Genomic DNA, 25,823 nt, shown 5'->3' with positions numbered 1-25,823 from the left:
TTTATAAATTACTGTACCAGATAGCCGCCATCTACAGGAAGATAGGCTCCTGTACAAAAACTTGCATCATCTGAAGCCAAAAATAAGACTACTTTTGCAATTTCTTCAGGTTTTCCTAATCTTTTCATTGCATGCTTAGATTCCATATAGGATCTGTATTCAACATTCTGCGCAGCATTATCCATTAATAAAGGGGTTTCTATATAGCCTGGGCCAATAGCATTAACACGGATATTATTCGTGCCATTTTCCAATGCAGCTACTTTTGTAAGTCCCACCAGACCGTGTTTTGAAGAAGCATAGGAGCCGATTCCAAATTCCGCAACCTGACTCATAATAGATCCCATATTCACGATCGCCCCTCCGGTTTTCTGCTTTCTCATCTGGGCAATCTGATATTTCATGCCATAAAAAACACCACTCAGATTGATATTGATCACACGCTGCCACTCTTCTATTGATTTTTCATGAATGGGAGACGCATCTACAATTCCTGCATTATTTACCCCTATATCCAGACTTCCAAATATTTCAATGGTTTCTGCAACAGCTTTTTCTACATCTTCCGGATTAGAAACATCACAGGTAATAAATCTGGCATCAGTCCCTTCTTTCAGAACTTCTTCCAATGTTTCTTTATTTTCCTGAATGTCAGCAATCATCACTTTTGCGCCTTCTCTTGCCATCAAGACAGCCACAGCTTTACCTATTCCGGAGTTTCCCCCTGTAATAAACGCTACTTTGTTTTCAAAACGTTTCATAATAAGTTGTTTTTTAAATTAATAAAATTCTCACTCCAAAATTAATGACTAATCATCAATGTCTAGTCATAAATAATGTTAAATTTACCACTACTTATATAACAATCTGATAAATAACTATTTAAAACATTATTCTCTTTTGATTGGTAAGGTGAAAGAGCAACAGAAAAAGAAGATGATAGCCATTCCTTACATTTTACGTAATTCTTAAAATATCAACCTTATTTTAATTATTTCATAACAGAACCTACCCTCACATTTCCACAAAAAATGAATTAAAAACTATTAAAACAAAACCTATAATAAAAAATTACATACATGCAAAATACTCATTTACAGTAAATTAAACCATTAACAATAAATTAATATTCAAAAAGTCTACTTTTTTTGTGGACTAATAAAAATTATATTATATATTTGCAATCGTATTCAGGAAATAAAATAAAATGAAGGCAGAATTAAAAAATAATTCAATAAAGAAACATACCATCAAAAACATGATGTTGTGTATCTGTATGCCTATACATCAAGAATACTGTGGATGACCTTACTTTTATATAACATATTTTTTAAAGGCTCTACAACATTGTAGAGCCTTTTTTATTAACAACAAACAACATTAAAAAAATAACAATGAGCACTTCTAAAAACAAATGGCTGGTCCCATTGGCATTTACCAACATCTATGTAATATGGGGGATTACATTTTTAGCCATATCATTTGGTTTGAAAGGTTTTCCTCCGTTCATTCTTTCGGGATTAAGATTTCTGGTTGCAGGAATTCTGATGATAGGATATCTCCTGTCCAAAGGAGAAAAGGCCAATACACTAATCAACTGGAAAAAAAATGCAATTACCGGTATTTTAATTCTTACCGGAGGAACAGGTCTTGTGGCTTGGGGAGAGCAGTATGTAACGGCACCGGAAGCGGCCATTTCTATTGCAACCGGACCTTTTTGGTTTATTGCCATTGACAGAAAGAACTGGAAATATTATTTTTCAGATAAGTTTATTCCGATAGGATTGGTGATTGGTTTTGTAGGATTGGTATTATTTTTAAAAGGAAGTGTCAATTCAACGGCAGCACATGCAGCCACTGACGGTCATCTCCGCATCACCGCTTTTATTGTGTTAGGATTAAGTTCTATAGCCTGGGTATTGGGTTCTTTATATTCAAAGAAAAACCCAGCTTCGCAATCTACTTTTATGAATATTGCTCAACAGCTTATAGTAGCTGGATTAGCCTCTTTTCTTATTGCATTTTTACGTAAAGAATGGACTAGTTTTTCAGTTTCCGCCATCCCATTATCAGCATGGCTGGGTGTTCTGTTTTTGATCTTCTTTGGATCTATAGTCGCTTATTTGTCGTACATTTGGCTATTGTCCGTAAAACCCGCCGCTTTGGTAAGCACCCACACCTACATTAACCCTATTGTAACGGTTATTGCAGGCTGGATTGTTGCCAATCAGAGCATCAATGGAGGTCAGCTGTATGGTTTATCCATCATATTGCTGGGAGTATTGTTGACAAATGTCACCAAATATTTTAAACTTTCAAAACGGTCAAAAGTGAAGTTAAGAAGAGTGAAACGATTTTTTAATAAAACAGGCAGACGATACCAGCCTATTTAAATAGTATAAGACATCAGAATGATAGAAATCAGAAATATATCAAAAACATTCCATCAGAAAAAGCAATCTTTCAAGGCGCTGGATCGTGTGAGCCTCACTATAGAGAAAGGAGATATCGTAGGAATTATCGGATTTTCAGGAGCAGGAAAAAGTACCCTGATCCGTACGGTAAATCTGTTGGAAAGACCGGACGAAGGACAGATTATTATTAACGGAAAAGATTTCACTCAACTAAGCTCAAAGCAACTGGCTGAAGAGCGTAAAAAAATTGGGATGATCTTCCAGCACTTCAATCTTCTTTCTTCGAGAACTGTTTTTGATAATATAGCTCTTCCTTTGGAGCTGGATCATGCAAATAAAGATCAGATTAATAGAAAGGTAAATGAGCTTCTTAAAATTGTAGGCCTTGAGGATAAGGCCCATGATTATCCGCGAAGCCTTTCCGGAGGCCAGAAACAGAGAGTTGCCATTGCCAGGGCATTAGCCAATGACCCTCATCTTTTACTCTGTGATGAAGCCACCAGTGCTCTTGATCCTGCCACTACGCAGTCTATATTACAGCTGTTAAGAGATATCAATCAAAGACTGGGAATTACCATCCTCCTTATCACTCACGAAATGGAGGTTATCAAAGCAGTCTGCAACCACGTTGCCGTGATAGACAAAGGAAAATTATTAGCAAAAGGAACATTAAGTGAGATTATTTCGGATCGGGAAAATCCGGTAATCCGACAATTTATAAATTCAGATAACATGACCCTGCCACAGGAACTCAATAACAGACTTCAGAAAGAACCACAGGATGGTTTATTTCCGCTGGTCGAAATAGAACTCAACGAAAATATAAGTGTTGAGGAACTTCTTTCAACATTATATACTCAATATAAAATTCCCTATAAACTTTTGAAGGCTGATGTAGAATATCTTGGAAACTCCAACTTTGGAAAACTGCTGCTTCAACTTCAGGGAAAAGAAGACGAAAATCAACAGGCCATCTATTATTTCAATCAAAACAAAATTCAAAATACAGTAAAAGGATATGCTTAGTGATACGGTAATTGCTCTTTTAGCAAAAGGAGCCTGGGAAACAATTTATATGACATTCGTATCCGGATTTTTTGGATTCGTTTTGGGTCTTCCGGTTGGGATTTTACTGTTTTTAACAAGAAAAGGTCAGCTGTTGGAAAATACGGTTTATCACAGAACACTCTCCATCTTGGTGAATATTTTCCGTGCCATTCCTTTTATTATATTAATTGTATGGATGATTCCTTTTACAAGAATTTTAGCAGGAACGTCCATTGGAGTTAACGCAGCATTGGTTCCTTTAAGTATAGGAGCTGCTCCGTTTATTGCAAGATTAGTGGAAAACAGCCTTATTGAAGTTCCTCATGGTTTGATAGAAACAGCCAGAGCGTTGGGAGCTTCCCCTTTTCAGATTATCAGAAAAGTATTACTTCCTGAAGCCCTTCCTTCACTTATCAATAATGCCACCATCACCTTGATTACTCTGGTAGGTTATTCTGCGATGGGCGGTGCGGTAGGTGCCGGCGGATTGGGACAGGTTGGCTATCAATACGGGTATATTGGTTATGATATTGTAATCATGAATACGGTATTGGTTTTACTTGTTCTGTTGGTATTTATTATACAGTTTGCAGGAGATCGGCTGTCAAAAAGCTTTGATCACAGATAGAAAGTGTGTGAGTAAAGGAGCAGAAGTGGTCCTTTTACGATTCCTTTTTTCTTATTTAAAAGAATGACAATGAAAAAAATAAAGATTTTAAGTTTATTTGCTGCCGGCGTATTATTATTCACGGCATGTTCCGGAAGGAAAGATGATCCTAATTTTATCCGTGTGGGAATTACCTATGGCCCGGAGCAGGAAATTGCTGAAGTAGCGAAAAAAGTAGCGAAAGAAAAATACAACCTTGAAGTGGAATTGATCCCCTTTAATGATTATGTGGTTCCCAATGAAGCTTTGACCACCGGGGATATTGATGCCAACGCTTTCCAGCATGTTCCCTATCTTACCGAACAATCCAAACAGAGAGGATATAATCTGGCTGTGGTAGGAAATACATTTGTCTTCCCTATTATAGCATATTCAAAAAAAATTCAAAATATAAGTCAGTTGCAGAATGGAAATACTGTGGTCATTCCTAATGATCCTACCAATGGAGGACGTTCACTGCTTCTGCTACAGAAAAATGGCTTATTAAAATTAAAAGAAGGTGTGGGACTGCTTCCAAAAGTGACCGATATTACAGAAAATCCAAAACAGTTGAAAATTATGGAGATTGAAGGCGCACAGATTCCAAGAGTTTTGGATGACAGAGATGTGGTGGTGGGTATTATCAATAATAATTTTGCAGCTCAGGCTGGTTTGGATTCTGAAAAACAGGGTATCCTCAAAGAAGATAAAGATTCTCCATACGTCAATGTAGTGGTTGCCAGACAGGACAACAAAAACAGTCAGAAGGTAAAAAATTTCGTTAAAGCCTATGAATCTGATGAAGTAGAGAAGAAAGCCAAAGAAATTTTCAAAGGAGGAGCCGTGAAAGGATGGTAATCTTGAATTTGAGAATCTGAAGCCAAAAGTGAATTATCTTTATCTCACTTTTCATTTTCAGCTTCAAACAGATAACAAAACTGTCAAACAATTATGTAGACAGTTTTTTTACGGATTATTTTTCATTTTCTCAATTTGAGATAATAAAAATTTTAGCTATTTTTGCTTACAATCAAATAAAAAGGCATTATGTTAAAGAAAACCGCCATTGTAAGTTTATTCACCCTTATTTCTGTTTCTTATATGGCTCAGACAAATAATACTCTACCGGTTTATTTAGACGAATCCAAACCTGTAGAACAACGTATCCAGGATGCTCTTTCCAGAATGACACTGGAAGAAAAAGTGGCTATGCTGCATGCCCAGTCGAAATTCAGCTCACCGGGTGTTCCCCGATTGGGAATTCCTGAATTCTGGACTACTGACGGTCCTCATGGGGTACGTCCTGAGGTCATGTGGGACGAATGGGATCAGGCAGGATGGACCAATGACTCTATCATCGCCTACCCTGCCCTTACGGCTTTATCTGCTACATGGAATAAAAAAATGTCATGGAACTATGGTAAGGCTTTAGGAGAAGAAGCCCGTTACAGGAAAAAAGATATCCTTTTAGGACCCGGAGTAAATATTTACAGAACTCCCCTGAACGGAAGAAATTTTGAATATATGGGAGAAGATCCTTACCTGACCTCAAAAATGGTAGTTCCTTATATTAAGGGGGTACAATCTAATGGGGTGGCCACTTCTGTAAAGCATTTTGCCCTTAACAACCAGGAGATGTTCCGTCATACCAGTAACGTGAACGTGGATGACAGAACGCTTTATGAAATCTACCTTCCTCCATTCAAAGCGGCAGTAACCGAAGGAGATTCCTGGACCATTATGGGGGCTTATGATATGTATAAAGGTCAGTATGCCAGCCAGAATCAATATCTTCTGAATGACATCCTGAAAAAAGAATGGAAATATAAAGGAGTGGTGGTGTCCGACTGGGGAGCCGTGAATAATACGGAACAAGCCATCCATAACGGGTTGGATCTTGAATTCGGAACATGGACCAATGGACTTTCTGCCGGAACTAAAAATGCTTATGACAACTACTTTTTGGCAAAGCCTTATCTTGATTTGATTAAATCGGGAAAAGTGGGAACTACTGAACTTGATGATAAAGTGACCAGACTGCTTCGTCTTGCTTATCAGACCACCATGAACAGGAACAAGCCTTTTGGAAATATTGCTTCCGAAGAGCATAAGGCTGTAGCCAAGGAAATTGGTGAGGAAGGAATTGTTTTATTAAAGAACCAGGGGAATGTTCTTCCCATCGATCTTAATAAAGCTAAAAAAATTGCTGTGATTGGTGAAAATGCTATTAAAATTATGACTGTGGGTGGTGGTTCATCATCATTAAAGGTAAAATACGAAGCCCTTCCTCTGGACGGAATCAAATCCAGATTTGGAAAACAGGCTGACGTTCAATATGCAAGAGGTTATGTAGGAGATATCGGTGGAGAGTACAACGGTGTAAAATCCGGACAGGACTTAAAAGACAGCCGCTCTGAAGCCGAATTATTGAATGAAGCTGTAGCACTGGCAAAACAATCAGATTACGTCATCTTTGTAGGCGGACTCAATAAAGCAGACTTCCAGGACAGTGAAGGAAATGACAGAAAAAGCTATGGATTGCCTTACAACCAGGATCATGTCATCTCTGCACTGGCAAAAGCCAATAAAAATCTTGCCGTGGTACTGGTATCCGGAAATGCTGTCGCCATGCCATGGATTAAGGAGGTTCCAAGTGTTGTACAGGCATGGTATCTGGGTTCCGAAGCAGGAAATTCTATTGCTTCCGTTCTCGCAGGGGATTCTAATCCTTCCGGAAAACTTCCTTTTACTTTCCCTGTAAAACTGGAAGATAATTCAGCTCACCAACTTGGAGAATATCCGGGACAAAAAGAAGAATTTGCTGCAGGAAAAGGAAAAGACCAGAAGAACCCGATCAATATTACCTACAACGAAGGAATTTTCGTTGGATACCGTTGGCATGACACCAAAAATATCAAGCCTCTATTCAGTTTCGGACATGGATTAAGCTATACTACTTTTGAGTTTGGAAAAGCAAAAGCGGATAAAACGGTCATCTCACAGGATGACTCCATTACTTTTACAGTTAGTGTTAAAAATACAGGAAAGAAAGCCGGTGCTGAAGTAGCCCAGCTTTACATCAGTGATTTAAAATCATCTGTTCCCCGTCCTGCAAAAGAACTGAAAGGTTTTGAAAAAGTATATTTAAATCCCGGAGAGCAAAAAGAAGTAACCTTCACCATCGACAAAACTGCATTAAGTTATTTTGACGCCGGTAAACACGACTGGGTAGCCGAACCTGGAGATTTCGAAGCACTGATCGGAAACTCTTCAGATGCTATTAAAACAAAGGTAAAGTTTACTTTAAAATAGAAATATGGAAGTTAGTATTGAATAGTTAACTTCTGAAATTAATTTTGTAGAATTAATTAAAGCAGGTTCCAATCGGAACCTGCTTTTTATTTGTTTCTGCAAATCTCAAAAGACCTGTGTTACTCTAAACTATGAGAGAGCATACAAACCACAAAAGTTTTGGAAAACACCTTACTAATACTTAGTTATCAATAAGCCACAGAAAAGTTCATATAAATTGTTTGAAAATCTCTGATTTTCTTTTTCATTTTACCCAATAATATATTACAACCTTTCAATTCTCAACCTAAGAGTTAAAAAAGCAGACTATTATTCCCCTCCTCCGAAAGGGTGGCGAAAATTCAAAGAATTTTTGACGGGGTGGTTAACTCATATCAGTTTTTTACCACCATTCGAATATGATCTCTTCTCCTTCCATTAATATTATTTCTACCTATCCTAAAGTCACAAAATATTTTTTAGACACCTCAGTTAAATCAAGTTATAAATAAGCTGTTGAGAAGGTCTCCTGCAGGAAATACAAAAGCAGGTTCCCGATAGAACCTGCTTTTGTATTGATCTAACAAATAGTATATTACTTTCCTCCGCCAGCGTTTTTCTCTACATCGGTTTTGGTATTTTCTTTTACTTTCTGGTTTCCAAAACGCTTTACAAACGTCAAAGAAACTCCGTACCAGTCCCATTTTGAATACTCTCTGAAAGTTCCGTCCTGGCTATAGGTGGTGTTATCACCGTAAGGTCTTTTAAAAATATTCATCAGCTGCATGCTTAGTTCCATCTGGGTTTTTGGAAATATTTTGGTGACAGAAATATTGTGGAAAACATTGGTATTATTAGCATATGAATTTCCGTTATTCTGATTGGCAAGCTCCACCCACGCACTCAGGTTAATGTTTTTATTAAAAAGATTGGTATATGATAGATTGGCAGAGGCTCCCCAGTAGCTGATATAATCTTTAGCTCCCAGTTTGTTTTTCTCGTTAAAATCTTTATTATTAATATAATACCATCCAAATCCGGCATTTACGTTCAGCTTATTTTTCAGGAAGTTCTGATTGGTATTGGCAAAAAGGTAATATTTTTCAACCTTTCCATCGAAATTCCCCGGTAATGAAACCGTTCTTCCGTTTTCTGTCACATAAGTCGTCCAGTAATCCTGATTGGTATGCATATACCTTGCAGAGATAAAGTATTTTTTCAGAATTCCAAACTTCAGATAAAGCCTGTCATTAGGGTTCGGGTTCAGGTTAAGGTTCCCTCTGGAATAGGTACCGTTAATTTCAGGCATCAGAAAAGGATTAAATTCAGAATACCATGGTCTCCAGATACTTCTGTTATAGGTAAAACTCAGATCATATTTGTCTGAAAAACTATATTTCAACAACAAATTAGGAAGAAAAGTACCATAAGAATCTCTTCTCTCTGTACCCGCCACATCCTGTCTTACTTTATAATCAATATATTCATATCGTATTCCGACCCTTGTTTCCAGTTTTTCGAAAAATGTTTTACTATAATTGGCATATAAAGAGCTCAGATTATCTTCATAATGAAATCTGTCATTTTTTGAGAGATTAGAATAATCGGATGAAGGATCATTAATACTGAACCCATAGAGGCTATTGGGAATAACATGGTTATTTAATTCAGTTTTTCCTCCCACTTCCATCGTACCGCCTAATTTACCAAAAGGCTGTGTATAATCTATTTTCAGATAGTAATTACGCATCTGATTTGTACTGATCACCCCCAGCTGCTGGTCTGTTTTCACACCCTGCTTATTAATCTGCTTGTCAATCAAATTGTCGTTATTATCACTGGAATAGTTGGTTCCAATATTAATATCTAAAATCCTGTTTTTCTCTTTATCATAGTATTTATAGAAAGCATTAGTCCCCAAGTTACGTCTGAATCCCCAGTTATTTTGAATCTGGTGAAAAGATTCACCGGGATCTCCATCTTGTGAAGTCATCCCATCAGATGCTGCTGAAAGTAAATTCCTGCTCTGTGAATACTCCATCACAAGGCCGAAATTATTTTTATCATTGATTTCAAATTCCGAAGTAGAAGAAAGAGAAGGACTTTCATTTCTCATTATGTTCTCCAGATTGAATTCGGTATGCCTATTCTTCTCATATCGGTTATCCCAAGTTTGGGTTTTCTGCACATAATTACCGCTATTATAACCTCCTATAAGGGTTTGTGTAAACTTTTTCTTATGGTAGTTCAAATTGATATTTGTGTACTGTGAGTTTTTGGTACTTTGTCTGTTGTTGAGTGATATACTTCCTTTCAACCCTTCGTCATCTCTTTTTTTAAGAACAATATTGACAACAGACCCTGAGGTTTCATAACGTGATGAAGGGCTGGTAATCACCTCTATTTTCATAAGGTTATCGGCAGGAATTGTTTTAAGATATTCTTTTAATTCCTTACCTGTAAAAACAGATTTCCTGTCATTGATATATACCGTAACCATTTGTCCCTCAGCTTTTACATCATCATTATTATCAATACTCACCAAAGGAGTCATTCTCAGAACATCCCATGTTGTATTTCCAGCAAGGATAGCACTGTTTGCAACATTAAATACCGTTCTGTCTACCTTGGATTCTACCGTCGGCTTTCTGGCTACCAGCGTAACGGCTTCAATCTCTTTCTGCTTTACCGTATCCTTCACAACCTGGGTTTGAGCCAGGGTCAAAGAACCCGCTAATAATGCTATTGGAAATAAAATTGTTTTCATTTGAAATTATAGTTTATTCTATAAGACCACTATGGGGAGGTATTTGTTACACCCAATATTGAAAAAGGCGAAATAAATACTTAGTTTTTAGTAACATACACTATTTTCAATTGGCAGAAAATCAGAAAAACAAGATAAAACAACAATAAAATCAACTTATACCCATCACATCTGCAACAAACTATTCGAAATTATATATTATTCCAAATTTCACTTCTCCCTTAAAAATAATTTAATAGTTCTGTCCTCAACAAAAAAAGCCCGGGTCTCTCTCACCCGGGCCGCTAGCAATAGCAAATTTACAAGGATTAAAATTAAAAAATATGCTAGTTTATATTTTCAAAATACTGGATAACGCCTACTTCCGGTAAGCGAAGTTTATCTTTATTAAGATCAGTCTCCTGATTGTTGCTGTTTTCTAAAAAGGAATTGCTGAATAACGCATACGAGGGTTGTTCTGCAAGCCCATTTTTCAGAAGCTGATGGGCTTCTACAATAGTTTTACCGTATAGTTTTCTAAAACTTCCGATATTATATTGCGAAAATGTTCCGTAGTGCACAATAAACTTCAAGGACAATGCTATAGTAGTACTTAAGCTTCTACTGAGTTCTTCTATTTTTTTATTGAAGGCATTCCTCATTTTCATGAGTATTTTTGAAATATTCTGATAGGAAGGATTTTCGTCATATCTGTAAAATAAAATGGCATCTCCTTCAATCTCTGAGATTTCAAAATAGCGACCGTTCACATCGATCAGTGTAGAAAGTAGTTGTCTTACAATATATTCTCCTGTATAAAGTTTGGTATTGAACACAAATTCTGTAAATCCGCTAAAATCCGGAATAAGAATGATTCCCTCTTGTATATTTGTATTCTTCATAATGATAATGGATTAAAAACCTGCTTCATCGGTAAAGACGAAGCAGGTTCAATTTTACTTTATTGCCATCCGCCTCCTACAGAACGATAGAGTGCCGTTATTGCATTCAGTCTTTGCGCTTTCAGGGAAGCCAGGTCCAGCTCAGCCTGAAGCTTATTGGTTTGTGCAATGATTACCTCTACATAAGTGGCTGAATTATATTTAAATAAAATATCAGCTTTCTTCACCGCTTCATTAGATTTTAAAGCCAATCCTTCCGCTATTTTTTGCTGCTCCTCAAGCTTCTTAATTTGTACCAAAGCATCAGAAACCTCACCCACTGCTTTTAAAACAGACCGTTTAAAGGTAATTTCAGCCTGATCTGCCAACACCTTCGATTGCTCATACTGGGTTTTCAGCTGCTTACCATTCAAAATAGGCTGTGCAATAGCTCCGGCAGCCATCCCGAAAAGAGAGCCCGGTACACTGAACCATTTGCTGATCTGAAAAGCATTCACTCCACCCTGAGCAGTAATGTTCAATGAAGGATACATGCTCATTTTAGCTACATGGATAGCCGCAGCACTTTTCCTTACCTCAAGTTCAGCACTTTTGATATCTGGTCTGTAGCTTAACAGCTCTGAAGGGATACCTGCTGCAATATGGTCCGGAGACTGCACCGTATTCAGGCTCGCACTTCTTTCAATCTTACCGGGCATTGAACCCGTAAGAAGACTTAGTGCATTTTCCTGCGTGGTAACGGAACTTTCAATAGCAGGAATTGATTTTAAGATCTGATCCCTTACGATTTCCTGTTGCTGTACCGCCAGCGCTGTGGTCAATCCAAGTTCCTGCTGTTTTGTCAAAAACTTCAGGGTATTTTCTGCATAGGTCAGGTTGGATTTTGTGATCTCTAATTGAGTATCCAGCATTAATACATTATAATATCCCTGCACTACCGCTGCCACCAACTGTGTTTTCACAGCCTTTCCAGCTTCCTGGGTTTTAAGGTATTCGGCCAGTGCCTGCTCTTTTCTTCCTTTGATCTTTCCCCAAATATCCGCTTCCCAGGAAAGATTTATAGAAGCTGTATAATCTTCCATATATCTTTTCCCCATGAATTGCCCTGCCATCATCCCGTTCATACTGTTATCCGAGGGGCGGTTGATATTTGCATTGGCAGCAGCACTTACGGTAGGAACATTTGCCCACTTACTCTGGTTGTAAGCCAGCGAAGCAAACTCAATCTGTTTTAAGGCTAGCTGAAGATCGTTATTCTGAACCATCGCTTTGTCAATCAATCCTACCAGAACAGGATCTTTGAAAAAATCTTTGTAGCTGATCTTGGCGATATTCTCGTTCTGTTCTACAACTATACTGTCACTTCTGAAAGCCTCAGGCATTTTCAATTCAGGGCGCTCATATTTCTGAACTTTACAGGATATGGCTGTTCCTGAGATGAATGCGATATAGGCTATATTTTTAATTTTCATTTTTAAAATCATTTGAATTAATATTCCCAATCAGCATCCGTTACCACTCTTCCATTGATTCTCTCATGTAAAGCCTGAAATACCACGAAAAGAACAGGAACTACAAAAATTCCTAAGATCGTTCCGAAAAGCATCCCTGAAATGGCAGCATATCCGATAGAATGGTTACCCAACGCTGACGGACCTACTACAAATATCAACGGAAGTAATCCGGTAATAAATGCTAAAGAGGTCATCAAAATAGGACGCAAACGGGCTTTGGCCCCCTCAACGGCAGAAGCAATGAGGCTTTTGCCCGCTCTACGTCTTTGTATAGCAAATTCCACAATCAGGATACCGTTCTTGGCCAAAAGCCCGATCAGCATCACCAGTGCAATCTGAACATAAATATTATTAGACAGGTCAGCCACTGTAATCCCGACAAATACTCCTGATAGTCCCACCGGAATAGCAATCAATACTGCCAATGGAAGAATATAGCTTTCATACTGAGCTGATAAAAGGAAGAAAACAAATACAATACACAATCCGAAAATCATCACCGACTGTGAGCTGGATCCTGCTTCTTCACGGCTCATTCCTTTATAATCATATGTATATCCCGGAGGAAGTACCTGTTTGCTTACTTCATCAATAGCTGCCATGGCTTGTCCCGTACTGTATCCCGGAGCTGCCATTACAGTTAAATTAGATGAGTTAAAAAGGTTAAAACGGTCTACCACTTCAGCTCCTGTCACTTGTTTTAAGCTTACCAATGTATTGACAGGAACCATTTGGCCCAGGTTATTTTTAACGAAGATTCCGTTCAGGGATTCTTTATCCTGTCTTGTCTCAGGAGTGGATTGTACCAATACTCTATAATATTTTCCAAATCTGTTGAAATCCGAAGCCTGAATACTTCCATAATACCCCTGCATTACGCCTAATACATCAGAAACATTGACTCCCAGCTGAGCAGATTTCACTTCGTCGACAAGGACTTCAAACTGAGGATAGGTAACATCAAATGTTGTAAATGCTACCGCAACTTCCGGTCTCTGCATCAAAGCACCCATCATTCCATAAGATATGTTTCCTAAATTCTGAAGTTCGCCATTCGTACGGTCCTGAAGCACAAGCTCCATTCCGCTGGTATTTCCAAAACCATCTACCGTTGGGGTATTGATCACAAGGAAGTTTGCTCTTTTATCCTGAGAAAGTATTCCCTGGGTTTGCCCTATAATGTCATTGATATTATTGACAGCTCCTCTCTGCCCTGCTTTTTTTAATTTAACAAATATAGAAGCTGCAGAAGAAGACATCGAACCACTGAATAAGTTCAGCCCGTCTACAGAAATCACTTTATCTACAGCCGGATTTTTCATCAGAAGGTCTTCTGTATCGGACACTACTTTTGATGTTCTGTCTTTCGATGCTCCCGGAGCAAGATTCGCTGTAACAATAATGAAACTCTGATCTTCATCTGGAATAAACCCTTTAGGGGTGGTCATAGACATCCATGCAAACAGTCCTCCGAATGCAAAGATCAGGATGAAAGCAATCCATTTCTTTTTCAACAGGAATAATACCGCTTTTCCGTAACGGAATGTCAGTTTATTGAAGCTTGCATTAAAACCGGCAAAGAAGCGGTCTTTAAAATTCATTTTCTCATGAGCACCACCGTGATGCTGTTTTAAGAATAGTGCACATAATGCCGGGCTCAGTGTCAGTGCGTTCACGGCAGAAATAATAATGGCAATAGCTAAGGTTAATGCAAACTGCTGATAAAACAGTCCTGTGGAACCGCTCATAAAGGCTACCGGAACGAATACCGCAGACATAATCAGAGTAATGGATACAATAGCTCCTGTAATCTCGCTCATGGCAGACATCGTTGCCGCCCTCGGATTCAGTTTTTTATGTTCCATTTTAGCATGCACAGCTTCTACGACTACAATGGCATCATCCACTACAATACCAATGGCGAGCACCAGAGCAAATAAGGTCAGGATATTGATGGAGAACCCAAAAACTTTCATAAAAAAGAAGGTTCCCACAATAGATACCGGAACTGCAATGGCCGGAATCAAAGTAGAGCGGAAATCCTGTAAGAAGATATACACGACAATGAATACAAGGATAAACGCCTCAATTAAAGTATGAATCACCTGTTCTATAGACTGATCCAACGCTTCCTTTGTAGCATAGGGAATTTCATAAGCCATTCCTTCAGGGAAAGATTTTTCCAGTTCTTTCATTCTTTCCTGAAGGGCAATTTGCACTTCATTGGCATTGGATCCTGCCATCTGGAAAATAGCCATCGTTACGGAAGCCTTTTTGTTATAATTGGAAGAAACCGTATAGCTGTAAGCTCCAAATTCTACTTTGGCAATATCCTTTAATTTTAAGACAGAACCATCGTTCAGTGCTTTAATCGTAATATTTTCATACTGTTCCGGCTCAGTGAATTTTCCTTTGTAACGAAGTACATATTCCATTACCTCTTTACTTCTCTCTCCCAATCTTCCCGGTGCGGCCTCAAGGTTTTGGGTCTGAATAGCACGGGAAACCTCTGCAGGAGTAAGATTGTAAGAGGTCAGTTTATTCGGATCCAGCCATATACGCATTGAATAATCTTTATTTCCGTATACCATGGCATCTCCTACTCCTTTTACCCTTTTTAATTCAGGGACAATATTGATCTTGGCATAGTTTTCAAGGAAAAGATCATTCATAGAACCATCTTTACTCGTCAGGGAAACCATGGCAATCATACTGTTTTGCCTTTTCACGGTAGTAATTCCGGCCTGGATTACCTCGGCAGGAAGCTGGTTGGTTACCTGTGCTACCCTGTTCTGAACATTAATGGCTGCCTGATCGGGATCTGTTCCCAATTTAAAAATAACCGTAATACTTAATGTCCCGTCATTACTTGCTGTAGAAGTAATATAATCCATATTTTCCACTCCATTAATCGCATTTTCCAGGGGTGGAGCTACAGACCTGGCAATCGTTTCAGCGTTGGCTCCCGGATAGGCCGCGGTTACCATTACGGTAGGCGGTGCAATGTCCGGAAATTTTGTGATCGGCAGACTTACCATACCCACAATCCCCAGAATAACAAGCAATACAGAGATTACCGTTGCCAGTACGGGTCTTTTTATAATTTTCTTTAACATGATTTCTTCTTACGATTTTTTCTGTTGAGCATTCTTCTTCTGAGCCACTACAGGAGTACCCGGCTGTAATCTGTCGAAACCGGAAACAATGTATTGATCGCCAGCCTTAAGCCCGGTAGATACGATGAAATGATCTCCTGCTTTTCCATTGACCTCAACGGGCAGCATGGCTGCCTTTCCATCTTTGATGGTAAATACAAAAACTTTATCCTGAATCGTTCTTGTAGAAGCGATAGGAAGTAAAACAACATTGCTGTAAAACTGATCCAGCACTATTTTTCCAGTATTTCCACTTCTCAAAATATGGTTAGGATTGTTGAATTTCGCTCTTAAAGTAATAGAACCTGTAGTTTTATTGAACTGTCCTTCTACAGCATCAATTCTTCCTGTTTCAGCATATTTCTCACCACCCGAAAGCAATAAAGAAACTGCCGGTGTATTTTTGATCACTTCATCAATATTGCTTCCCGTATATTGTTTCTGAAAATTATTAAAATCATTTTCACTCAGGCTAAAGTAAGTGTACACCTGATGAATATCTGAAAGCAGCGTGATAGGATCCTGATTTCCGGGGGTCATTAAGCTTCCCAAACGGTAATTGAACCTTCCGATAAACCCACTTACCGGTGCCTTGATCACAGAAAAATTAAGATTAATCTTTGCAGATTCAATAGAAGATGTGGTCTGGCTTACCGCTCCTCTTGCAGCATTATAAGATGCTTCCGCCTCTTTTACCTGAATTTCCGAAACCATTTTATTTCTGAATAGCTCCTTCTTTCTGTCCAGATCAATTTTAGAAGTGGAAAGGTTTGCCTGAGCAGTAATCAAAGCTGCCTGAGCACTTTTAAGCTGCTCCCTGAAGACCTGATCTTCAATTTTGAAAAGAGGCTGCCCCGCTCTTACAAAATCTCCTTCGTCCACAAAAATTTTACTTAAATATCCCGTTACCTGAGGTCTGATTTCGACATTAGAAATTCCCTCTACAGATGCTGCGTATTCCCTGGAAACAGAAGCGTCTCCCTGCTTCACTGTTTCTACAGGAAGTTCCGGCGCCTTCTGCTGATAAGATTGATTTTGATCGTTTTTCCTACATCCCGCCAAGACAATAAGCGAGAGGAAAAGTATGGTTGATTTCTGAATTAAAAATCTTTGCATAACAATATTCCTTTTAAATTTACCGCACAAAATTCGAACGAAAAAAATTCAATAGGATTATTCAAAAAACTTCTTGTTTTGTCAGAAAGACGCCTAGTTTTTAAAAACATGAGAAATATCATTCATAGGTAATTTAAATGAGAGATATTCATATTTTTAATCAAAATTATACTTTAAATTTAGCAAAAAGACATCAAAAAAAATATAACTCATTCATTATCAGTATAAATCATCTTTTCTATATTCCAAAGGAGACCTGCCCGTATGTTTTTTAAAAAATTTGCTGAAAGAGGCCTGGTCTGAAAACTTCAGCTGCAAAGCGACTTCATTGATGTTTAAATTAGGGTTTTTAAGCAAAAGCCTGGCTTCCACAGCCAATACCTGATGAATAATTTCTCTGGGAGATTTAAACATCGTTTTATTAATGACTTTGGTAAGGTATTTCCGGCTGATGCATAATTTATCAGCATAAAACTGAACATTATGCTCTTCTTTGAAATGATCCTGAACCAGGATAAAAAAACTCGTGGTAAGCTCATCTTCTCTATGGGTAACCAAATGTGGTTTTTCTATTTTTTTGAAATAATTATCAATCTCGTAGATCACCAGCGAAAAGTGATGCCAGATCATTTCATTGAAATAATAATTGTCTTTTTCCTTATTATTCAGCACTCTCAATTCATCAAGATGAAATTGAAGCTTTCTGTACATATCAGGCTCATTCCTGATGATATGAGTAGGGTCTGATGACAGGCTTTTTAACACATTATTCGACTTATAATTAAATCCTGCCTGAGAAATAAAGTCTACAGAAAAGAAGATATATTTAGCACTATAATCCTCAGCGATATTTTCTACCCAAAAAGTTTCTGCCATTGGACAAAAAACAGCATCTCCCTGAAATACCTCATAGCTGGTATCATCGAGTCGAAAACTGACACTTCCCCTCTGTACTAAAAAAATACAAAAATAGTCTGAACGGTAAGGAATATTAGGTTGTATGATGTAGTTTGCTTTGTCAATTTCCATGACAACAAATTCTTTGATCCTGAGATCAAATTCTACCTGTTCCAGAACTTCATCAAAAGCCAATTGTGAAACAAAATCAGGTTCTGTCTGTTTTTTTTTAGCCATCAAAGATAGATTAGGCCACGAAGGTAGTAAATAAAAAAATTTCGAAGGTTAAATAGAACAAAGGAATACAAGGTAAAAAGGATGACTGTTATTTTTAACGGGCATACGTCTCACTTTTTCGCTTAAAATATTGTTTTTATGTTTTGGCTAAATGATTACTCAATTATTGATAAAGCATTGCATTATCCACCAGCCCTACTCCAACCAGAAAATATACAGCACAATGAAAATAGACAAATCGGTACAACCACCTATTTGCCCTTTATACTACCTCAATAATCAATTCCTTGTCATACCCATTATATTTTTCATCAATATATCCGTGTGGGTTACAGATGACTTCGGTTTGTCCCACTTTATACCTGCAAGGAGCGTGAATATGTCCATGAATCCAGTACAATGGGTGGTGCTCTATTATCAATTTCTCAAGATTAGAAGCATAGGCGGAAGTCAGTGGATCTTCCTTATAATTTTCAGGTACAGATTGAATGCTGGGTGCGTGGTGGCTGACTACAATATTTTTAAGTCCTTTTGAATTTTCAAGACTTTCCTGCAACCATAATTTTGAAAACTGATGTATCTTAAACGTATCTACCGTTCTCAGTTTTGAATAAGACGGATCACGTTTTATCATTTTGTAATCATTCATTTTAGGCTGACATAGCATTCCGTACTCCATAGCATTCCCGAAAATCGAAAAATCAGTCCATAATGTTGCTCCATGAAAACGGATTCCGCCAATATCCACAGAAGAATTTTCAAGTACAAAAACATTTGAGCCCTGAGCCGCTTCTTTAATTTTGTAAAGCGTTTTTGGATATGCTCCTTTATAATATTCATGATTACCAAGAACATAAATTACCGGCTTATCCGGAATCTTAGACTTTATCCATTCTACTCCTTTGGTTCCTAAGTTTACATCTCCAGCCAATATGACAACATCCGAATTGTCAAAACACAGTTCAGTACTTCCAAATTCCTGATGAAGATCGCTAATGATTTGTATTCTCATGCTGCAAAAATAAAAAGAACAAATTAATATGTAAACCATGAATACTTTTTTCCAATAAAAAAGAACCGGCACTCAGTACCGATTCCTCTCTCATATAGTTTGTGTCATTTTAAGGCCGCTTATGATGAAACTGCCATCTCAGCACGTTTCACTTTTAAGCTTCTTATTATAAAATAGGATAACATTCCCAGTGCTAAAACAGCGTAACCAATCAGAATAATCAGATTCAGACTTCCCACCGCAAATTCTGATGGAAAAATCTGACTCATTAAAGTCATGAAGGATAAACCAATCCCAGCTCCCAAGAAGTAACTTGTAGAACTCAAACTTGATGCCACACCGTAATTGGAAGGTTCAACATCCTGAATTCCCATGACGGATAAAGCTGTAAAACAGAAGGTCATTCCAATTCCTGAAATACACGCAGCCCCCAATAACATTAGTGTTAACGGGTGTCCCGTATAGACAGATACCAATAATAATATTCCTCCCGTCAGCATAAATAACCATCCAAAAATTCCCATTTGGGAAGAATTTAATCGTTTAGAAACCTGAGGCAAAATAAATTTAGCGGTCAAAGCAGATACAATACTGAAGGGAACCAGCATCAATCCTGCTGAAGCAGCGCTGTACCCCATATCTTTCTGGAGCATTAACGAAATCAGAAATAAAAACCCAATAAAGAATGCTCCAAGACTAAAGAAGGCCGCATTAGAAACCACCAATGACTTATATTTAAATAGTTGTAAATCAATTAACGGTTCAGCTACAGACCTCAATCGGTAGAAGACCCATACTAAAAGTACCACGGCAAGTACTAAAGATCCTATCACCAGGAAAGGCTGCTCTTTAATATGAATCAGCTCATGTGTTCCATAGGTTAGGCTTAAAAGACCTAATACCATCAGAATCCCTGAAACAGCATCCGTTTTCTGCACGGTTTCGCTTTTCTCATCTTTTGGCAAATAGTAGTAAGACAGGATCAGTGTTATTAAAAGAATCGGAACATTGATCAGGAATACCCAATGCCAACTTAAATAAGTACTGATAATCCCTCCTACAGAAAGACCGCTTCCGGAGCCTATGGCTGCAAAAGAACTGAAAATTCCAATGGCACGGTTTCTCTCCTGTTCCTCTCTGAAAGTATTCGTCACAATAGACAGTGCTGATGGCATTACAAAAGCCGCTCCCAATCCCTGCAAAGCACGGAATACAGCTAATGATTCAAAGTTTTCAGATAATCCGGCACCTAATGATGTCAACATAAAGATGAAAGCTCCCAACAAAAACATTTTCTTTCTTCCCAGCTGATCGGAAAGCTTTCCGCCAATGATCAGAAAACCTCCAAAAAACAGCACATAGAGGGTCTGCAACCACTGAACGGTGCCTGCACCAATATGAAACTGTTCCTGAATAGAAGGAATCGTCAAATTAATAATGGCAATATCCAAAGCCTCTACAAATGTTCCCACCGATGCTAAAATTAATATTACATTCTTCCTTGTATCCATATATTCAAATTTCCTGCAAAATTAAAATTAACAGAACATATGTGAAAATTTTACAGTAAATTTGGAACAATAATATAAACAGATGCAAAATTAAAGAACAAAACATCTGTATCGACAAAATATTACGCTAAAAACAGAACAAATGCCAACAGAAAATTATACTCCGGACGAAAAAGACCTGTCTATTCTCCGTCTTCTCCAAAAGGATGCTAAAATGAGTGTCCGGGATATTTCAGCGAGGATCAATCTAAGCCCCACTCCCACTCATGAACGTATTAAGCGTATGGAAAAGCTAGGGATTATTAAAGAATATACTGCAGTAGTAGACCGTAAAAAAGTGAATAAGGGAATGATGGTCATCTGTATGATTGCCCTGAATGTTCACAATAAAAAAACAGCAGGAAAATTCATTGAGGAGGTTGGAAAACTGAAGGAAGTTGTTGAATTCTATAACATCAGTGGAGATTTTGATTTTATGTTGAAAATTCTGGCTCCCAATATGGATGAATTTCATGAGTTTTTTGTAAACAAGCTATCAGAAATTGAAGGAATTGGCCAGACAAAAAGTATTTTCGTGATGAGCAGCATCAAAGAAAGCGCTCAAATTCTTTAGTTCTTTCAGCATATAATCAGCTTCATTTTCGGGTCCCCCGAAAGATGATAAAGAGATATCGGAACTGCATAAAAAAAATTAAACACTTTCACTTATTTTAAGATTTTAATCCATACTCTTTTCTTGTTTCCTACAGAATCATATTTCAGTTTTAAAATTTTAATTCCCAGGTAGCTCCCCAATAAAAACATCTTATTTTTTTCGAAAAAAACACAATTTCCCAAAAGCTTATTTTATAATAAAAAACATAAAATTTATGTTTTTTGGTGTTTTTTATCATTCAAAAATCACCTAATTAGGAGGTAATAATTTGTATAGTTCACGTTAAAAATCATTTTCTATTTCTTTTATTTCATTTTCAAATCAAAAACAATAAAAAATTAATTAACTGATTATCAACAACTAAACAAACTACACACATACATAGTGTAGCTGTGTCGTATGCTATTTTTTGGAAATATTTATCATTAATAGATATGTTTGCAATGTGAAAAATATAAACTTGGAAAAAAAATAAAACCACAGACCTTAAAATTAGTATAGAAAAAGTAGAAAGTGAATTGCAAGCCTCCTCCTTTAAAGTGATTTAGATTTAGTAAAAGTAAAAAACACAACACAACTGATAAGAACACAAATGATGAAACTAAAAGGAGGAGGATTTTTTAAAAAATTAAACAAATAATGTCAAGTAGAAACACAAACTAAGAAAAGAAGCCTATCAACACATTACATTATGATGAAAAATAATATCTTACAATACAACCCATAGGGAAGTATTTTCCTGGATGAATCGATCTTAAGATATTACAACTTATATTATTTGTTTATTAAAGGTTACCCCATACCAATGGGGAACCTTTTTTTAAGTTCTGAAAGATGGCTATATCCCTGATACAGTATATTCCTTCATTCATAACAAAACTACCCAACAATATTAGTACGTTCATTTTTCATAAAAAACAGCTGTATAGAAATTATACAGCTGTTTTAAACAGATCTTTTTAAGATCTGTTTTTATGATGTAGGGTTTATTTCCAGTAATTCCAAACTGATCCATCAAATATGGCCAATGTTTTACTGGCTGTATCATAACAGATCATGCCAGGATATGGATTCTTAACGTTGATATGAGGTATTGTCACTTTTGGAAGGATCATTGCCTTATCCTGAGCTTCCAGCACCAAAACTCCGTCTGCAGAGCTGGATGATGCCCCGATCACGACACCTTTTCCTGATTCTGCTGAATTATTGACAAGTACAGCATTTGAATTTCCGGCATCTGACAAGTCTTTCCACCCATCATTTTCATATACTTTTACTTTTTTATCACTTACATCAAAGATAAAAGTTCCATTGACCAAAGCTCCCGTGGAAAGCCCGGAGGTTGCCGGCAGAATTAATCCTTTTGTGTTACTGGAAACATTATTAAAATCCAACACTGTACTGTTTCCGTCTACGGATTGTTTATCAATAGCTACCTGGGCAAAAAAGGAATTAAAAATGATAAGAGCAACTGCGATACTGATATTTTTTATATTTTTCATGTGTATATTATAGATTAGATTAGTCATTACAGCTTTTTTCAATACATTTCCATTCTGTACCGTTATAAAGCTTCACACATTTATCCTGAATATCATATAAAAGCATCCCCTCTTTTGGGTCAGCGATAGCATCACCAGGTTGTGGTATCTGGCTTACATGCTGCACTCTTGTAATCACAAAACCTTTATTCTGAGATTCCAGAGCAATGAAACCGTTAGGAATATTCTCCGGCCACCCCGTATTTTTCTGTTGTACAGTAATTCCAAACTTAGTAAAACCATCAGGAGTTCCTAAAGCACCAGGCTTTGTACAAACATCATCAATTTCATTGATAATGGTAGGGGCGTTACCACAACTCATTTTATCATTTGATAATCCATCAGGCCATAGAGACGGACATGTAGCCTGTGTGGCATTTGGACCGCAGAAACTTGAACCACCGGCACCAAGATCACTAACGGATCCCATAGCAATGGCTACAATCTGGCTATCATCACTGATAACAGATCCGGGACCTCCTCCACTTACATCAGCTTTTGCAATGCAATAAGCCTTTCCATTGGGAGCTCCTATATATTTAACAGAAGGATAGGTTGTTGATTGCTGGGTAAATGTTCCGCATATTTCCACAACACTCCCTGCATCCATTTCTATAACAGAGTTAGTTCCGGGAAATGCCCCCATAAAAGAAGGATCCCCTTGAGAAACAGACCCGGTAAGGGATAGAAAGGATTTCTTTCCTAATTTAATTTTTGAATTTTTCTGAGTTCCGAATGTTCCAATCGTAATGGATCCCGTAGATTTAACACTTGCCCCATCCAGGATATCCAATTCTCCATTAACCTGAATATCAACAGACTGCAATTGACCGGATTGTATAATAAGTGTTGCCCCATTGGGAATTGCAATACTGCTGCTCACCGTAAGGTTTCCATTCAGGCAATAGGTATTACCCGTAAGTATTGCCTGACCTGTATAAGGAATACACTGAGCATTGACCATGCCGTAGAAAGCAAAAATTAACAGAAAAAATATTTTCTTGTTAATTCCGATAAAATTTAAATTATTCATATGACTTTAAGCTATTTTAACACATTTTACATATTTTAATAATTAATATGTAATTTTTTTTAATGTGTTGAGGGCCTAACTTACAATTAACATACCAAACTAAAATCTGATATTAGAATATTTATTATAATTCTGCGATGAAATTTATAATTCCGCAAAGGAATAATTCAACAAAAAGAGATTAAAATAAGACATAAAAAACTAAACAACAATATATTAAGATTAAAAATACCTATATACATTTATTAAATATTTCCTTATTATTTAAAATTTCAATAACAATATCATAAAATAATAAAATGACATTTCTCATGATATCCATACCACCTTTACTTACAGCTTCTATACAATGCCTTTTTAAGCCCAACAAGATAATAGATAATGTGTATGATAGAGTCTATTAAAAATCTGCCGTAAAAAGCTTAAATTTGCAGCATGAATAACGATACCATTTGTGCACTGGCGACAGCCAATGGAATAGGTGCTTTAGGCATTATCAGAGTTTCGGGAGATGAAGCATTACCTATAGTTCAGAAAAGTTTTCCGGGTAAAAAACTGGAAAAACAGAAGTCCCATACCATTCATTACGGATATTTTATGGATGGTGAAGAAGCAATTGATGAAGTGATGCTCTCTATTTTTCTGGCTCCGAAAAGTTTCACCACAGAAAACTCAGTGGAAATTGCCTTCCATGGTTCACCACATATTGGAAAACGTATTCTTGAAACCCTGATTAAAAATGGAGCAAGAATGGCTAAAGCCGGAGAATTTACCCTTCGTGCTTTTATCAATGGAAGAATTGACCTTTCCCAGGCAGAAGCAATTGCCGATGTTATCGCTTCAGAAAATGAAGCTTCCAGAAAGGTTGCCATTAACCAGCTGAAGGGAGGAATTACCAACGAGATCTCATTCTTAAGAACCGATCTTCTGAATTTTGTTTCTCTCATCGAACTGGAGCTTGATTTCGCTGAAGAAGATGTGGAATTTGCCGACAGAACCGCGTTGAGTGGACTGCTGGATAAAATTGAATTGAAACTCAATTCTCTTATCGAAAGCTTCCAGTACGGAAATGCCATTAAGAACGGAACAGCCGTTGCTATTATCGGAAAACCGAATGCCGGAAAATCTACCCTTCTTAACGCTCTATTAAAAGAAGAAAGAGCTATTGTAAGCAATATTGCCGGAACCACCAGAGATACCATTGAGGAAGTACTCCATATCAAAGGAAATGCCTTCAGATTAATTGATACTGCGGGACTTCGTGAAACGGTAGATGAAATAGAAGCTATCGGAGTAAAGAAAGCCAAAGAAAAGGTTGAAAACGCCAATATCCTGGTCTATCTGGCTGATGCTGCTACAGAAGACTTTTCAGAAGATATTGAAATGATCACCTCATTGCTGAGAGATGATCTTAAGCTGATCATCTGTGCTACCAAAATTGATGAAGTAATCCCTACTAAATATGAAGCGGTAGAAGATATCTTCAGAAATGCATTCACCCATGAGTTTGATTTCATTAAGATCTCTGCTGTTGAAAATCAAAACATTCAGGATCTTAAAAATGAATTATCATCTTACGTTGAGCACTTAAAAACGGAAGAAAGCAATGTAGTGATTACCAACCAACGTCACTTTGAAGCTTTGCATAAATCACTGGACGCTGTACATCAGGTAAAAGAAGCTATTTCTGTTCAGATTTCTACAGAACTTCTGGCGTATGAACTGAGAAATGCCCTGGAACACCTTGGAACAATATCAGGGGAAGTCACTAATGACGAAATATTAGGAAATATTTTCTCAAAATTTTGTATCGGGAAATAATTAAGGAAAAAAGAATAACAAAAAACCAACTTATTGATTTAACCATTTACAATTCACATGTTTTTGTAATAGTTTATCAGAAGTTGGTTTTTTTTGTGCCTAGTCACCTCCCAAACTGGTTATATTTTACTTTTTGAAACCAGGGAGCAATTACTCCGCTTAATGAATCTTATTGTTACTTGATGTATCTTAAGCAGATTTATTTTTCTCTTCAGGTTCTGCACAAGAAGATAAAAAAATACAGCATTAGCCTATTGTATTGCCCTATTATTGGGGAGTATTATA

18 protein-coding genes are annotated in these 25,823 nt (G+C 37.3%); 7 read left to right on the top strand and 11 right to left on the bottom strand.

The window, feature by feature from the left end; all coding sequences use genetic code 11:
- Positions 1 to 8: 8 nt before the first annotated feature.
- Positions 9 to 761, bottom strand: a complete 753-nt coding sequence (locus B8967_RS19095) for an SDR family NAD(P)-dependent oxidoreductase (RefSeq protein WP_084087237.1) — start codon at positions 759 to 761, stop codon at positions 9 to 11.
- Between the two features lie 633 nt (positions 762 to 1,394).
- On the opposite strand from B8967_RS19095, the gene B8967_RS19090 reads away from it, so the two are divergent.
- The 5 genes from B8967_RS19090 to B8967_RS19070 all read left to right on the top strand — a co-directional run bounded on the left by B8967_RS19090 (position 1,395) and on the right by B8967_RS19070 (position 7,419).
- Positions 1,395 to 2,393, top strand: coding sequence for an EamA family transporter (locus tag B8967_RS19090; RefSeq protein WP_084087235.1), 999 nt, complete (start codon positions 1,395 to 1,397; stop codon positions 2,391 to 2,393).
- Positions 2,394 to 2,411: 18 nt separating this feature from the next.
- Positions 2,412 to 3,440 carry a methionine ABC transporter ATP-binding protein gene (locus tag B8967_RS19085; RefSeq protein ID WP_047486640.1) on the top strand — a complete coding sequence of 343 codons (1,029 nt, stop codon included), beginning with the start codon at positions 2,412 to 2,414 and terminating at the stop codon, positions 3,438 to 3,440.
- Positions 3,433 to 4,089, top strand: a complete 657-nt coding sequence (metI, locus tag B8967_RS19080; RefSeq protein ID WP_047486644.1) for a methionine ABC transporter permease MetI — start codon at positions 3,433 to 3,435, stop codon at positions 4,087 to 4,089. The genes B8967_RS19085 and metI overlap by 8 nt, the downstream gene beginning before the upstream one ends.
- A gap of 69 nt (positions 4,090 to 4,158) precedes the next feature.
- A complete protein-coding gene (metQ, locus tag B8967_RS19075; protein ID WP_179140087.1) occupies positions 4,159 to 4,965 on the top strand; it encodes a methionine ABC transporter substrate-binding lipoprotein MetQ in 807 nt (268 codons plus the stop codon).
- A gap of 189 nt (positions 4,966 to 5,154) precedes the next feature.
- Positions 5,155 to 7,419: a glycoside hydrolase family 3 C-terminal domain-containing protein gene (locus tag B8967_RS19070; RefSeq protein WP_084087233.1), complete on the top strand. Its 2,265-nt coding sequence runs from the start codon at positions 5,155 to 5,157 to the stop codon at positions 7,417 to 7,419.
- A gap of 574 nt (positions 7,420 to 7,993) precedes the next feature.
- Here B8967_RS19070 and B8967_RS19065 read toward each other — a convergent pair.
- The 8 genes from B8967_RS19065 to B8967_RS19030 form a co-directional block, all read right to left on the bottom strand.
- Positions 7,994 to 10,165 carry an outer membrane beta-barrel protein gene (locus B8967_RS19065; protein ID WP_084087231.1) on the bottom strand — a complete coding sequence of 724 codons (2,172 nt, stop codon included), beginning with the start codon at positions 10,163 to 10,165 and terminating at the stop codon, positions 7,994 to 7,996.
- A gap of 326 nt (positions 10,166 to 10,491) precedes the next feature.
- Positions 10,492 to 11,046 carry a DUF2652 domain-containing protein gene (locus B8967_RS19060; RefSeq protein ID WP_047486658.1) on the bottom strand — a complete coding sequence of 185 codons (555 nt, stop codon included), beginning with the start codon at positions 11,044 to 11,046 and terminating at the stop codon, positions 10,492 to 10,494.
- Between the two features lie 59 nt (positions 11,047 to 11,105).
- Positions 11,106 to 12,518, bottom strand: a complete 1,413-nt coding sequence (locus B8967_RS19055) for an efflux transporter outer membrane subunit (protein WP_228406258.1) — start codon at positions 12,516 to 12,518, stop codon at positions 11,106 to 11,108.
- A 17-nt stretch (positions 12,519 to 12,535) separates the two neighbouring features.
- Positions 12,536 to 15,676, bottom strand: a complete 3,141-nt coding sequence (locus B8967_RS19050) for an efflux RND transporter permease subunit (protein ID WP_084087227.1) — start codon at positions 15,674 to 15,676, stop codon at positions 12,536 to 12,538.
- A 9-nt stretch (positions 15,677 to 15,685) separates the two neighbouring features.
- The gene (locus B8967_RS19045) at positions 15,686 to 16,831 is read right to left on the bottom strand and encodes an efflux RND transporter periplasmic adaptor subunit (RefSeq protein WP_084087225.1); all 1,146 of its coding nucleotides are present in this window, start codon (positions 16,829 to 16,831) and stop codon (positions 15,686 to 15,688) included.
- A gap of 219 nt (positions 16,832 to 17,050) precedes the next feature.
- The gene (locus B8967_RS19040) at positions 17,051 to 17,965 is read right to left on the bottom strand and encodes a helix-turn-helix domain-containing protein (RefSeq protein ID WP_084087223.1); all 915 of its coding nucleotides are present in this window, start codon (positions 17,963 to 17,965) and stop codon (positions 17,051 to 17,053) included.
- A gap of 262 nt (positions 17,966 to 18,227) precedes the next feature.
- Complete coding sequence (locus tag B8967_RS19035; protein ID WP_084087221.1) at positions 18,228 to 18,977, bottom strand: metallophosphoesterase; 750 nt, start codon at positions 18,975 to 18,977, stop codon at positions 18,228 to 18,230.
- 119 nt (positions 18,978 to 19,096) lie between these two features.
- Positions 19,097 to 20,488, bottom strand: coding sequence for an MFS transporter (locus tag B8967_RS19030; RefSeq protein ID WP_084087219.1), 1,392 nt, complete (start codon positions 20,486 to 20,488; stop codon positions 19,097 to 19,099).
- 142 nt (positions 20,489 to 20,630) lie between these two features.
- Between B8967_RS19030 and B8967_RS19025 the strand changes: the two genes are divergently transcribed.
- On the top strand, positions 20,631 to 21,101 hold the full coding sequence (locus B8967_RS19025) for an Lrp/AsnC family transcriptional regulator (protein ID WP_047486679.1): 471 nt from the start codon (positions 20,631 to 20,633) through the stop codon (positions 21,099 to 21,101).
- 1,028 nt (positions 21,102 to 22,129) lie between these two features.
- On the opposite strand, the gene B8967_RS19020 is transcribed toward B8967_RS19025, so the two are convergent.
- Entirely contained in the window at positions 22,130 to 22,645 is a 516-nt protein-coding gene (locus B8967_RS19020; RefSeq protein ID WP_115917562.1) for a hypothetical protein, read from the bottom strand.
- A 19-nt stretch (positions 22,646 to 22,664) separates the two neighbouring features.
- Positions 22,665 to 23,717: a hypothetical protein gene (locus B8967_RS19015; protein ID WP_084087217.1), complete on the bottom strand. Its 1,053-nt coding sequence runs from the start codon at positions 23,715 to 23,717 to the stop codon at positions 22,665 to 22,667.
- 435 nt (positions 23,718 to 24,152) lie between these two features.
- Between B8967_RS19015 and mnmE the strand changes: the two genes are divergently transcribed.
- A complete protein-coding gene (gene mnmE, locus B8967_RS19010) occupies positions 24,153 to 25,538 on the top strand; it encodes a tRNA uridine-5-carboxymethylaminomethyl(34) synthesis GTPase MnmE (RefSeq protein ID WP_084087216.1) in 1,386 nt (461 codons plus the stop codon).
- The last annotated feature ends 285 nt before the right edge of the window (positions 25,539 to 25,823 follow it).

Source organism: Chryseobacterium sp. YR221 (genome assembly GCF_900176315.1).
GTDB classification, from domain to species: Bacteria; Bacteroidota; Bacteroidia; order Flavobacteriales; family Weeksellaceae; genus Chryseobacterium; species Chryseobacterium rhizosphaerae.
This window is presented reverse-complemented; position numbering and strand designations above follow the sequence as displayed.